This is a genomic window from Bacillus sp. TH25 (assembly GCF_016650935.1).
Classification (GTDB): Bacteria; Bacillota; Bacilli; order Bacillales; family Bacillaceae_G; genus Bacillus_A; species Bacillus_A mycoides.
This window is the reverse complement of record NZ_JAEKEU010000005.1, coordinates 107937-121358: the sequence shown is the minus strand read 5'-3', so window position 1 is coordinate 121358 and position 13422 is coordinate 107937. Positions and strand designations below refer to the sequence as shown.

10 protein-coding genes and 1 pseudogene are annotated in these 13422 nt (G+C 35.8%); 8 read left to right on the top strand and 3 right to left on the bottom strand.

The window, feature by feature from the left end:
- The first annotated feature begins 126 nt into the window (after nt 1–126).
- From JFT89_RS02495 to JFT89_RS02460, 8 genes and pseudogenes are all read left to right on the top strand, one after another.
- Nucleotides 127–1272, top strand: coding sequence for a glycerate kinase (locus tag JFT89_RS02495; protein WP_002063443.1), 1146 nt, complete (start codon nt 127–129; stop codon nt 1270–1272).
- A 270-nt stretch (nt 1273–1542) separates the two neighbouring features.
- Nucleotides 1543–2436, top strand: a complete 894-nt coding sequence (gene rocF / locus JFT89_RS02490) for an arginase (RefSeq protein WP_201039425.1) — start codon at nt 1543–1545, stop codon at nt 2434–2436.
- 248 nt (nt 2437–2684) lie between these two features.
- On the top strand, nt 2685–3506 hold the full coding sequence (cdaA, locus tag JFT89_RS02485; protein ID WP_002091475.1) for a diadenylate cyclase CdaA: 822 nt from the start codon (nt 2685–2687) through the stop codon (nt 3504–3506).
- Nucleotides 3499–4992, top strand: coding sequence for a CdaR family protein (locus JFT89_RS02480; RefSeq protein ID WP_201039424.1), 1494 nt, complete (start codon nt 3499–3501; stop codon nt 4990–4992). Before cdaA ends, JFT89_RS02480 begins: the two co-directional genes overlap by 8 nt.
- Entirely contained in the window at nt 4985–6331 is a 1347-nt protein-coding gene (gene glmM, locus JFT89_RS02475; protein WP_016095092.1) for a phosphoglucosamine mutase, read from the top strand. The genes JFT89_RS02480 and glmM overlap by 8 nt, the downstream gene beginning before the upstream one ends.
- 285 nt (nt 6332–6616) lie before the next feature.
- Nucleotides 6617–6802 (top strand): annotated as a pseudogene (locus JFT89_RS02470) (hypothetical protein).
- 12 nt (nt 6803–6814) lie between these two features.
- Complete coding sequence (glmS, locus tag JFT89_RS02465; protein WP_002009853.1) at nt 6815–8617, top strand: glutamine--fructose-6-phosphate transaminase (isomerizing); 1803 nt, start codon at nt 6815–6817, stop codon at nt 8615–8617.
- Between the two features lie 286 nt (nt 8618–8903).
- Complete coding sequence (locus JFT89_RS02460; RefSeq protein ID WP_201039423.1) at nt 8904–10871, top strand: S9 family peptidase; 1968 nt, start codon at nt 8904–8906, stop codon at nt 10869–10871.
- A gap of 339 nt (nt 10872–11210) precedes the next feature.
- Here the strand turns inward: JFT89_RS02460 and JFT89_RS02455 are convergent, their stop codons facing one another.
- From JFT89_RS02455 to JFT89_RS02445, 3 genes are all read right to left on the bottom strand, one after another.
- On the bottom strand, nt 11211–11717 hold the full coding sequence (locus JFT89_RS02455; RefSeq protein WP_201039422.1) for a DoxX family membrane protein: 507 nt from the start codon (nt 11715–11717) through the stop codon (nt 11211–11213).
- A 251-nt stretch (nt 11718–11968) separates the two neighbouring features.
- Entirely contained in the window at nt 11969–12880 is a 912-nt protein-coding gene (locus JFT89_RS02450) for a sigma factor regulator N-terminal domain-containing protein (protein WP_002063447.1), read from the bottom strand.
- Nucleotides 12880–13371, bottom strand: a complete 492-nt coding sequence (locus JFT89_RS02445) for an RNA polymerase sigma factor (protein ID WP_002063448.1) — start codon at nt 13369–13371, stop codon at nt 12880–12882. The genes JFT89_RS02450 and JFT89_RS02445 overlap by 1 nt, the downstream gene beginning before the upstream one ends.
- Nucleotides 13372–13422: the final 51 nt, after the last annotated feature.

Below are 13422 nucleotides of genomic sequence, written 5' to 3'. Positions count from 1 at the left end.
ATATAAATAGGAAAAGCTTACATCAAATGATGTAAGCTTTTTTTGTGTTTAAATTCCACTCAAAAAGGAAACTTTTCCGTATATCGTTTAAAATGAAAAAAAGGGATTGAATAAGGGGGGGTAATTATGAAAGTTGTCATTGCATCGGATTCATATAAAGAAAGCCTGAAAGCTATAGAGGTATGTGAAGCTATTGAAAGGGGCTTTACAGCAATTTTTCCTAAAGCAGAGTATGTTAAAGTACCAATTGGAGATGGAGGCGAAGGAACGGTTGAATCTCTTGTTGGTGCTACAATGGGGGAAATTATATCACTTAATGTGACAGGGCCGCTTGGAGAGAGTGTGCAAGCCTATTATGGTATGTCTAAGGATAAGGAGACAGCATTTATTGAAATGGCGGCAGCATCAGGATTACAACACGTTCCAATTGAAAAGAGAAACCCACTTATTACAACGACAAAAGGGACCGGCGAACTGATATTACATGCATTAGATCAAGGAGCTAAACACATTATTTTAGGGCTTGGAGGAAGTGCTACAAATGATGGTGGGGCAGGTATGTTGTCTGCTTTAGGCGTAGAGTTTATTAATAGGAAAGGTGAAGTAATTGAGCCCTCTGGAGGAACATTGCATTTGATTACTGCTCTTAATCTTTCTCGTATGGATACACGTTTGAAGGATATAAAGCTAGAAGCAGCATGTGATGTCGACAATCCATTAGTTGGACCAAGGGGAGCGTCTTTTGTATTTGCGAGACAAAAAGGTGCGAATGTAGAGATGATGAAAGAGCTAGATGAGAATTTAAAACATTATGCTAATATACTTAAACAACATGTGTCTTTTGATGTATCTGAAATACCAGGTGCGGGGGCAGCTGGAGGAACGGGAGCCGCTGTCGTTGCAGTACTAAAGGGACAGCTAAGAAAAGGGATTGAAATTGTATTAGATTATACAAATTTTGATAAGTGTATAGAGGGTGCCGATCTTATTGTAACTGGTGAGGGAAGGATAGATGAACAAACAGCTTATGGAAAAGCTCCTGTTGGTGTCGCGAAGCGGGCGAAATGTCGTCATATTCCTGTAATTGCTATTGGTGGATCTGTATCTCCGAATTATACGACTGTTTACGAAAAGGGAATTGATGCAGTGTTTAGTATTACGGCTAGCCCAATGACATTAGAAGAAGCATATAAAGCGGCAGAAGAGAATATCGAAATGACAGCAAAAAATATTGCAGCAGTGTGGAAATTAGCATCAGAAAAACGCTTCTAAGTGTAGAAGTGTTTTTTAAATTCAGTTATTTGAGGATATTTTGTGTAATTCTAGGTATTGATGGAGAAAGGCACGGATAAAAATATTAGCTGATAGAAAAGTTAGTTGGTTCATTAAGTTAACTTTATACATAGAATAGTTTAAAAATCGGGAATCCAACGTAAATATAAGTGAATAAAATGTATATCCATGCAGAAAAATGTCGAGTTGAGTCAGACTATATAAAAGATTTAAAATATTTAGTGAAGGCATAAAAGGGGGATACTATCTATGAAAAAAGAAATCTCAGTTATTGGAGTTCCAATGGATTTAGGACAGATGCGTCGCGGGGTTGATATGGGACCAAGCGCGATCCGTTATGCAGGGGTAGTTGAAAGAATTGAACAAATTGGATATGACGTAAAAGATATGGGAGATATATGTATAGAGAGAGAAAAAGAAGTAGATGAAAATACAAAGTTACGAAACCTTACTCAAGTTGCAACTGTATGTAATGAACTAGCGACTAAGGTTGATCATATTATAGAAGAAGGTCGTTTTCCACTTGTATTAGGCGGTGATCATAGTATTGCTATCGGTACGCTAGCTGGTGTGGCGAAACATTATAAAAATTTAGGTGTTATTTGGTATGATGCACACGGTGATTTAAATACAGAAGAAACATCACCATCTGGAAATATTCACGGTATGTCACTTGCTGCAAGTTTAGGTTATGGACATTCTTCACTTGTAGATTTATACGGGGCATACCCGAAAGTAAAAAAAGAGAACGTTGTAATTATAGGTGCACGTGCATTAGATGAAGGGGAAAAAGACTTTATTCGTAATGAAGGCATTAAAGTATTTTCAATGCATGAAATTGATCGTATGGGTATGACGGCTGTTATGGAAGAAACAATTGCTTACCTATCTCATACTGACGGTGTTCATTTATCATTAGATTTAGATGGTCTTGATCCTCATGATGCACCAGGAGTTGGGACGCCTGTAATTGGTGGTTTATCGTATCGTGAAAGCCACCTAGCGATGGAAATGTTAGCAGAAGCTGATATTGTTACATCTGCTGAATTTGTTGAAATAAATACGATTTTAGATGAGAGAAATAGAACAGCAACAACAGCGGTTGCTTTAATGGGTTCTTTATTCGGTGAAAAACTAAAATAAATGTAAGAAAAGCAACTGAGAAGTTGCTTTTTTTATTTGAAAATAGGCGTATAATAATGACTTATATTATACTGTAGGATAAGAAAGTTTGACATCTTACCAATTTAAGCTAAAGGGGGGCGTTTGTAATTGTCGTTTGGTTCATGTATGGTATAATTAACTAGTTGTTGGAAATACATACAGATAGAGCATAAAATAATATTTCAATATATGGATAGAATTGCTCGTAAGTAGGAGGAAGGGTTAGCATGCCTTTTGAAGATACGACCATTTTGAAATATCTTAGTACGGCATTAGATATTGCTGTTGTATGGTTTATTATATATAAGCTAATTCTTATAATTCGGGGCACGAAAGCGGTGCAACTTTTAAAAGGTATTACAGTTATTATTGTCGTCCGGATGATTAGTATTTTACTTGAATTGCATACGCTATATTGGCTAACGGAACAAGTATTAACGTGGGGATTTTTAGCCGTTATTATTATTTTCCAGCCAGAATTGAGAAGAGCACTTGAGCAGCTAGGACGGGGTAGCTTATTTTCGCGTGTGGGAAATCAGGGGGAAGATGAACCTGAAATTGTTGCAACAGCGATAGCTAAAGCAACGGAATATATGGGAAAACGTAGAATTGGTGCACTAATTACTTTGTCAAAAGAGACTGGGATGGATGATTATGTAGAAACGGGTATTCCGCTAAATGCAAATGTATCATCGGAATTACTCATTAATATTTTTATCCCTAATACCCCTCTTCATGATGGAGCAGTAATTATGCAGGGAAGTACAATTAAAGCAGCAGCATGTTACCTTCCTTTATCAGAAAGCCCATTTATTTCTAAGGAGTTAGGAACTAGGCATCGCGCTGCAATGGGAGTTAGTGAAGTCACCGATAGTATTACAGTAGTTGTGTCGGAAGAAACAGGCCAAATTTCTTTAACGAAAAACGGTGAGTTACATCGTGATTTGAAGACAGAACAGCTAAAGGATATGTTGTTAGCTGAATTCAGTGGGAACGAAAAAACGACTTCTTCGTCTTTATGGAATTGGAGGAGAAAGCGTCATGGATAAGTTAATGGAGAATCATTGGTTTTTAAAAGGAATCTCATTACTATTGGCGTGTATGCTTTTTATGTCAGCAACTTTAACTGAAAAAAATACGACAGCGAATATACTGCCTTTCGTAAATGATGCGAAAGAAACATTAACTAATCATGCTATTAACCTTAAGTATGATGAAGAGAAGTATATTGTAAGTGGTATTCCATCAGAGGGAGTTAAGGTGAAGTTAGAAGGTCCAAAAGCAGCGGTTGCTGCAACAAAAAACAAAAGACAATTTGATATACCAGTTGATTTGGAAGGTCAACCAAAAGGAACGTATGAAGTTTCTTTAAAAGCGAACGGGCTTCCAGATGATGTGAAGGGGACAGTTCAGCCAGCAACAATTAAAGTCACTCTTCATGAAAAAGCAAAAAAGTATGTTCATGTAGATTTAAAATTATCAAATGAAGACCAGATGCCAGCAGGTGCTACCATTGAGAAATCAAGTATTAAGCCTGACACTGTTGAAGTAGTTGGAACAAAAGAAGAAATAGAAAGTATTTCATCTGCTAAGGCATATATAGATTTAAAAGGTGTTAATAAAACAGTTACAAAAACAGCAGACGTTACATTATACAATAAAGAAGGAAAACGTTTAAATGTAAAAACAAGTCCATCTAAAATAAGTGTAACGGTGAATGTAGCGACACAAGCTACAGCAAATAATGTCGAAAAAACAGTTCCTTTAACATATTCGAAAAAAGGGAATTTACCAGAAGGTTTAGCTGTTACAAATATTAGTGTTGAACCAAAAGAAGTAACGATAGCAGGTCCAAAAGACATTTTGGATAATATACAATCTATAGAGGGGGTCGAGGTAGATCTTAGTCAATTGACGGATTCTACAACATTCGATGCCTCTGTTTTATTGCCAAAAGGTGTAACAAGTGCAAAACCAAATCAAGTGAAGGTTTCCATAGGGGTACAAAAGGTAAAACAAACGAAAAGTAAAACTATTGATGGTATCCCGATTCAAAAAAGTGGAATTCCGAATGATGTTACTGTGCAGCTACTTTCGCCACAAGATGGAAAGATAAGCGTTGATATTTCAGGAGAAGCAAGTATAGTAGATAAAATAACAGTTGCTCAAATAACAGCGGCGATTAATCTGCAAAATGTATCTCCGGGGACGAAGGATGTTTCTATTCAAGTGAGTGGTCCTGGTAATATTTCGATAGAAGCAAAACAAAAAAGTGCTAAAGTCACAATTGTGAAGAAAGAAAAGCCGGATAAAGAAGTACAGGGTAATATTGAACAACCAGATTCAAAAAACAATCAAGAAAATCAAACTGAAAAACCAAAAAATCCTGAACCTAATCCAGAAAAGGATCAGGAAAAAGATAAAGACAAAGAAAAAGACAAAGACAAAGAAAAAGAAAATGGCCAAGAAACGAGCCAAGAACCAACAGTAGATAATCAAAAAGAGCACGAAAAAGGAGCGAATAATAATGGGTAAATATTTTGGTACAGACGGAGTACGCGGGGTTGCAAATAAGGAATTAACACCTGAATTAGCTTTTAAAATAGGACGTTTTGGCGGCTATGTATTAACAAAAGATACAGATCGTCCAAAAGTAATTATTGGCCGTGATACACGTGTATCTGGACATATGCTAGAAGGAGCTTTAGTAGCAGGCCTATTATCAACTGGAGCGGAAGTAATGCGCCTTGGTGTTATTTCTACACCAGGTGTGGCTTATTTAACAAAAGCTTTAGGGGCGCAAGCAGGTGTTATGATCTCTGCATCTCATAACCCAGTACAAGATAATGGAATTAAGTTCTTCGGTTCAGATGGATTTAAATTAACAGATGAGCAAGAAGCAGAAATTGAAGCGTTATTAGACAAAGAAGTTGATGAGCTACCACGTCCAACAGGTACTAACCTTGGACAAGTGAGTGATTACTTTGAAGGTGGACAAAAATATTTACAATACATTAAACAAACTGTAGAGGAAGATTTCTCTGGTTTACATATTGCTTTAGATTGTGCACATGGTGCTACATCTTCTTTAGCTCCATATTTATTTGCAGATTTAGAAGCTGATATTTCAACAATGGGAACTTCACCGAACGGTATGAATATTAACGCTGGAGTAGGTTCTACGCATCCAGAAGTATTAGCTGAATTAGTAAAAGAAAAAGGTGCTGACATTGGTCTTGCTTTTGATGGTGACGGAGACCGTTTAATCGCAGTAGACGAAAAAGGAAACATCGTTGATGGCGATCAAATTATGTTTATTTGCGCGAAGTATATGAAAGAAACTGGCCAATTGAAACATAATACAGTTGTTTCAACAGTTATGAGTAACTTAGGTTTCTATAAAGCGCTTGAAGCAAACAATATTACAAGTGATAAAACAGCAGTTGGTGATCGCTACGTAATGGAAGAGATGAAACGTGGTGGATATAACCTGGGCGGAGAACAATCAGGTCATATTATCTTACTTGATTACATTACAACTGGTGATGGAATGTTAAGTGCACTTCAACTTGTAAATATCATGAAAATGACGAAAAAACCATTATCTGAGCTTGCAGGCGAGATGACAAAATTCCCACAATTACTAGTAAATGTTCGTGTAACAGATAAGAAACTAGCACTAGAAAATGAGAAAATTAAAGAAATTATTCGTGTTGTAGAGGAAGAAATGAACGGAGACGGTCGTATTCTTGTTCGTCCATCTGGAACAGAACCACTTATTCGTGTAATGGCAGAAGCACCGACACAAGAAATTTGTGATGGGTATGTACATCGTATTGTAGAAGTTGTGAAAGGTGAAGTTGGCGTTGAATAATTAGCCGATTTTATTTAAAAGGAGCACAAAAAGTGCTCCTTTTTCATATGTTTTATAGACAATGAAAAAAATTTCATTGACGATTTATATTGTTTGTTATACGATGGTCTTGTTCTTTTTCTCAAAGGAAATATTGTAAATTATAAAAGCGCCAGAACTACAAGTAGTGTAGTTGACGAGGTGGAGTTTATCGAGATTTCGGCGGATGACTCCCGGTTGTTCATCACAACCGCAATCTTTTACTTAAAACATTAAGGTGACTTAGTGGACAAAGGTGAAAGTGTGATGAGAGAAGAGGAACGGATGAATACTAGCTGTATAAGTATATACGGACTTTAACCCAATCGAGAGGAAGGTGAAAGCCGTTACAAGCTTACAGGGCTAGCAATATGTAATCCGTTTTTTAGTATAAATAAAAATGGTATCGGACTATGTCGTTACATGTTCGCAGAGCAGTGTAAGCATTTGTAACGGCGACTAAACATGTGTGGAATCGTAGGATTTATTGGAGAGCAAGATGCAAAGGAAATTTTATTAAAAGGTTTAGAAAAGCTAGAATATCGCGGATATGATTCAGCAGGTATTGCAGTACAAGCAGAGAACGGTGTTATTGTATATAAAGAAAAAGGCCGTATTGCAAAACTTCGCGAAGTCGTAGAAGAGAATGTAGCAGCAAGCGTGGGAATCGGTCATACACGCTGGGCTACACACGGTGTTCCAAGCAAATTAAACGCGCATCCGCATCAAAGTACATCAAAACGCTTTACACTAGTTCATAACGGTGTAATTGAAAACTATGAATTAGTGAAAAAAGAATATTTACAAGATGTAACGTTCGTAAGTGAAACAGATACAGAAATTATCGTGCAGCTTATGGAACAACAAGTAAGTACAGGACTAAGTGTAGAAGACGCGTTCCGTCAAACGTTATCTCTTTTACATGGTTCTTACGCAATCGGACTACTTGATGCTGAAAATCCAAACATGATTTATGTTGCTAAAAACAAAAGCCCGCTATTAGTAGGTGCTGGTGATAACTTTAATGTTATTGCAAGCGACGCTATGGCGATGTTACAAGTTACAGATCAATTTATCGAGTTAATGGATAAAGAAATGGTAATCGTAACAAAAGAAAGCATTACAATTAAAAACTTACAAGGTGAAACGATTGAACGTGCACCGTTTACAGCGGAATTAGACGCAAGTGATATTGAAAAAGGAACGTATCCTCATTTCATGCTAAAAGAAATCGACGAGCAACCACTTGTAATCCGTAATATTATTCAAAAGTACCAAGATGAAAATGGCGAAATTGAATTAGATCAAGATATCCGTAACGCAATTTTAGATAGCGATCGCATTTACATCATTGCATGTGGAACAAGTTATCATGCAGGTCTTGTTGGAAAGCAATTCATTGAGAAATTTGCGAAAGTACCAGTTGAAGTACATGTAGCAAGTGAATTCTCTTACAACATGCCATTATTAACAGAAAGACCATTCTTCATTTACATTTCACAAAGTGGTGAAACAGCTGATAGCCGTGCAGTACTTGTGCAAACAAATGAAATGGGTCATAAAGCATTAACAATTACAAACGTACCTGGTTCTACGCTTTCTCGTGAAGCTGATTATACACTTCCTTTATATGCAGGACCAGAAATCGCAGTTGCATCGACGAAAGCATACACAGCACAGCTTGCAGTACTTTCAATCTTAGCGGCTGACATTGCAAAAGCAAAAGGTGAGGTTCTTGATTTCGATTTAACACACGAATTAGGACTTGTAGCAAATGCAATGGTAGTACTTTGTGATCAAAAAGAAGAGATGGACGCATTAGCAAAACAATTTTTAGCAACAACGCGTAACTGCTTCTTCATCGGACGTAGCGTAGACTTCTTCGTAGGTTTAGAAGGTGCGTTAAAACTAAAAGAAATCTCTTACATCCAAGCAGAAGGGTTTGCTGGAGGAGAATTAAAACACGGTACAATTGCCTTAATCGAAAACGGTACACCAGTTATCGCACTTGCTACACAAGAGCACGTAAACCTTGGAATTCGTGGTAACGTGAAAGAAGTAGTAGCACGCGGAGCTAACCCATGTATCATCTCAATGAAAGGCTTAGAAATGGAAGGTGACAGCTTCGTATTACCAGCTGTACACGAAGCACTAGCACCGCTAGTAGCAGTTATTCCATTCCAACTTATCTCATACTACGCAGCGCTTCACCGCGAATGTGATGTTGATAAGCCACGTAACTTAGCTAAGTCTGTTACAGTTGAGTAGGAGATTGGTAGGTTAATAAATATAGTTATAGCTTTAAAATAAACTTACGAATCTGTACCCCTTTAGATATTTTATCTAAAGGGGTATTTTTTATGTCGAAAAAGAATACCTAAAATTGATAAGTGGATAGAACCCTATTGATTAAAGTTGTACTTTATCGAATTTGGAATGGAACTACTTTTCCCTATCTGAATTTTCTGTTATCATTTTAAGTATTCGTGAACAATTTTCTTTATTATGACAAGAAGAGACGATAGATTCATGGACATTACAAGGGGGCATATTGATGAAAGTGAATGAAAAGAAATATCTAAGTATAGAAGAGATTATTTCATTACCAACCTTATCAGGTGCAAATATAAGTGATGACGGCAAAGGCGTAGCATTTGTTAGGAAGACAGCTAACTGGAAAGACAATACATATAGGAATCATATATGGATATATGAAAAAGATAAGGAGCAGAGTTACCTATTAACAACTGGGGATATAGATAGTATACACCCATTATGGTCCCCAGATTCTAGGGATATCGCATACCTTAGCCCAGTTGGTGACGGAGATAATAAGAAAAATCAAATCTTTGTTAAGTCAATAGATGGTTATAGTGAGTTACAAATTACTGATGAGAAAGAAGGGGTCAGTACATTCAAATGGGAGCCTACTGGTAAAGGTTTTTATTATGTTGCACAGTCAAAAGAATGTGGGGAAATAAAGAAACGTAAAGAGCTATATGGGGACTTCCAACATGCAGGTAAGGAACATCGGAATAATTGTTTATATTACATTGAAATAGAAAAAGGGATACAAAATGATAAAGAGGAACGTGAGATTAGCGGTGTTTATCAACTAACGGATGGTAAGGATTTTTATATACATAACTTTGATATTTCAAATGATGGGAAAAAGGTTGTATTTATGGCTACACCAAGCCTAAACGATTATATGAATGGTGATCTATACATATTAGATATTGAAGCTGGAGAACTACAAAAGATGAACATAGATAAGTTGTTGGGCGGGAGCGTTTGCTTTTCTCCTGAGGGCAGCAAAATATGTTACTCAGCAAGCATAAGAGAGAAGGATTACTATAGAAACCATATACAAGAAAGTACATTAGAGATATATGATATGAATACTGGAGAGGTAATTCAGCCTCTAACAAACTTTGATAGTACGGTTATGCCATTACAGTGGACAGATAAGGGGATTTTAATTAGATGGCAGGATAAAACTAACTATCGTATTGGATTGCTATGTGAGGATGGCACTGTGGAAATGTTAAGTGACAAAGTAGATGGCTTTATAATGGATGCTTCTATAACAAGGGATGGAAATCATATATCCTATAGTAAGGCTATAACAAATGAAACCTTTGAAATCTATTTAGACGATAAAAAAATAACGGATGAAAATAGCTTTTTTAAAGGGAAGCTGAAAAGTAACAGGGAAATAATCTCATGGCAAAGTAGTGATGGTCTTGAAATAGAGGGTGTTTTATCAACCCCAGTAGATTTTGATGCCAACAAAAAATATCCTTTATTAGTAGTAATCCATGGTGGACCAGCTTGGGCATCTTTTCCGATATTCTCAGACTGTTTTAATGAGAAATATCCGATTGAGCAGTTTATCGAAAAAGGCTTTATAGTTTTAGAGCCAAACTATAGAGGAAGTTCTGGCTATGGTAATGAGTTCTTAAAAGCCAACTATAGAAAACAGGGAATTGCTGACTACGATGATGTTATATCTGGAGTGGATAAACTAGTTGAGCAAGGGATTGTAGATAAAGATAGAGTAGGAGTTATGGGATGGAGTAACGGAGGATATATATCAGCCTTCTGTTCTACGTTTAGTAATAGATTTAAAGCTATTTCAGTTGGAGGTGGAATTACTAACTGGAGTACCCATTATGTGAATACAGATATACCTTACTTTATTAGAATGCATTTAGGAAATACTCCATGGAATGATCCAGATATATATACAAAAACATCGCCAATGGCATATATTAAATCAGCCTGTACGCCTACCTTAATCCAACATGGCGAAAAGGATGCAAGGATTCCAACTTCCAATGCATATGAGCTATATCAAGGGTTAAGGGATATGGAAGTTGATACAGAATTAATTATTTTTAAAGGAATGGCATATAGTTCTGATCAACCAGGAGTTCATGTGGCTATTATGAAGCAGAACTTGATGTGGTTTTCGCACTATATTCTTGGAGAAAGTATGGAGGATTTTAGTGGTTTATAATGGATATCCTCACAGGATACATAAGGATGAAACAGTCTTCATAAGGAGGGCTGTTTTCATATTTAGCTTGTGCTTGTAGCTCTTGCTGCTGGTTCATCTGCAAGTATACGTATTATTAGATTTTCAGATAGCCCAACGTTATAAGGTAACTTATAACGTTTATATAAATATAAATATAAATTACTTCTATAGATAAATTTGTATTATATCGAATTGTGAATAGTTTAGGTGATTTATTGTATATCAAAAAACCGAAATCTGATTATAGATTTCGGTTTCACTTTATGTGAGAAAATGATCGTGTATCTTATTAGCTTATATTTAAAAGGTGAACTATTCTTATGCAGTTTTACTTAATTTATATGCTTCACGGTTATTTTTTTTGGAAAGTTTTGGGAAAACATAACCATCTAATCCAATACGTCCAGCATTATGTCCTGCAACTAAAATGAACATAGTTAAAATAAGCAGGTTTGGGTTTACACTAACAGTTCCGCTTAATAAAAATGAAAGGTTCATTATGATGCCGAAAAATGCAGCTGTTTTTGTTAATCCACCTAAAATCAAACCTAGCCCTACTAAAATTTCTCCCCATTGAACTAAAAAGCTAAATAGGTCTGCGTTTGGAAGAACAAAATGTTGAAGAAAATCTGCCCACCAACCTTGTACTGCAGGGTGGTCACCTGATGCTTGAGCGATAGCTCCTTTTAGAAAACCACTTGCATCAAAAGACTGTCCAAAAACTTTTCCTATTCCAGCAGCGAGCCATGCATATCCTATGTAAAGTCGTAAAAATAATAATATGAAAATAGCGCGTTTATCAGTTCTTAAAAAATTGATGACCATTGAAATCCCTCCAATGTATTGTATTTACATGTTTATTATATATCCATTGTGAATAAATTCACAATGGATAAAGTGTGAACAAAAATTATGATTTTTCATTTGTACATAAAGTATTTGGAAATTTATTTTTTGGAGGATGAATAATAAATGAGGGATGGGAGCTTTCCACTAAAATAGATAGCTCCCATATTAAACAGATTAATGCACGTTCTTTTAACTATTTACTATTAGTTTATCTTGTCTTTTCCTTATTATTTCTCTGGTTTTATATAAGGAACTACTTGCGCAGTAGCTCCTACAGAGGCACCACGAATAAAGTCTTGGTTTTCTAACGCCTTAAAATTCTCTGTTTTCCCGGTTAGCATGACACCTAAAATTTTTACTTGATCAAAGGGTTTGTTTTTGTTTGATTTTAAAAATTTTTGAAGGTCTTCGTCATGTCCATCGTCATCGTATTGTTTAAGTGAATCAACGAACTCTTTGTACGCTTCCTCAGGGGACTTATCTGGATTGAATCCGTAAACTGGCATACCAGCAGGCCCTTTACTTTCATCTCCAATTGGTGATGTCATATATAGCCATACAATGTTTAAGGTATCTGGAATTTTTTCTTTAATTTCTTGTAATGTATAGGGTTGATTGAATGAGAGAGCAACTTCTGCAACATAGTTGTTCATTTGTGAAACTTCACCTAATTCATTTTGGACACCATCATGATATTCTTTAATATCTGGATTATAAAATGTCGCAAATTTATTTTTAGTTTGTTTATCGTACTCATAGAACTCTGTATCGGACCAATAAAAGCCGGGCGTTAATTCATTGGTATCAATGTTGGTACGGAGCCAACCATAGGAACTTGTTAAAGTGTTCCATGGGACTACATAACCATTAATATTTTTAGAACGATTTGATATAATATTGCCTCCAAACATAGATGAATTACTCGTTACTTGAGAATCAATTTGCACATTCGGTTCTGCAATTGCGTTATGTAAAAAGAGATGTTCGTGAAGTTTCGTAGAACTTTTCGCTGCGAAGTAATTACCGATCTGATAAATTATAGGGATAAGTATTATTACGACGATAATAGAAGTAATAATAATTTTGATTAATTGCTTACGCTTCGCCCTTTTTAACGCATCTTTTAAAGAAGTATCCATTAAGTTTTTCCTCCTACTTTAGAATGAATTGTTTTACGTGCGCGATGTAATTTTTGTTTGACGCTGTTTGCTTGAATATCTAGTATTAGAGCGATTTCTTCATATGTAAAATCGTAATAATATTTTAAAAAGAAGGCCTCTTTGTATTCTAGTTTTATATCTTTTAATAAATAGAAAATCTCATCTTTATTTAAAACGACGTCCAATTCACGGTCTGTATATTGTAGTTTTGAATAAATTTCCTCAGTTAAGTAGATGTTTTGCTGTTCTTTTTTTCTCTTTAAGTCAATGTATTCGTTTAGTGCGACTCTGAAAAACCATGGACGTATGTTACACTCGGTTAGATCATCTAGCAACGTGTATACTTTATAGAAAGTATTTTGGATGATATCTTCTGCATCTTCTTTTATAGCTCCTTTCGCTAGTAATAGCTTGAACACTTCCTCTCCTAAATTGATAAGATAGGAGGTCAATATATTTTCTTTTCCCATCATTTTTCCTCCCTACACTTATACAACGAATAGGTAATGATAAATGTATAC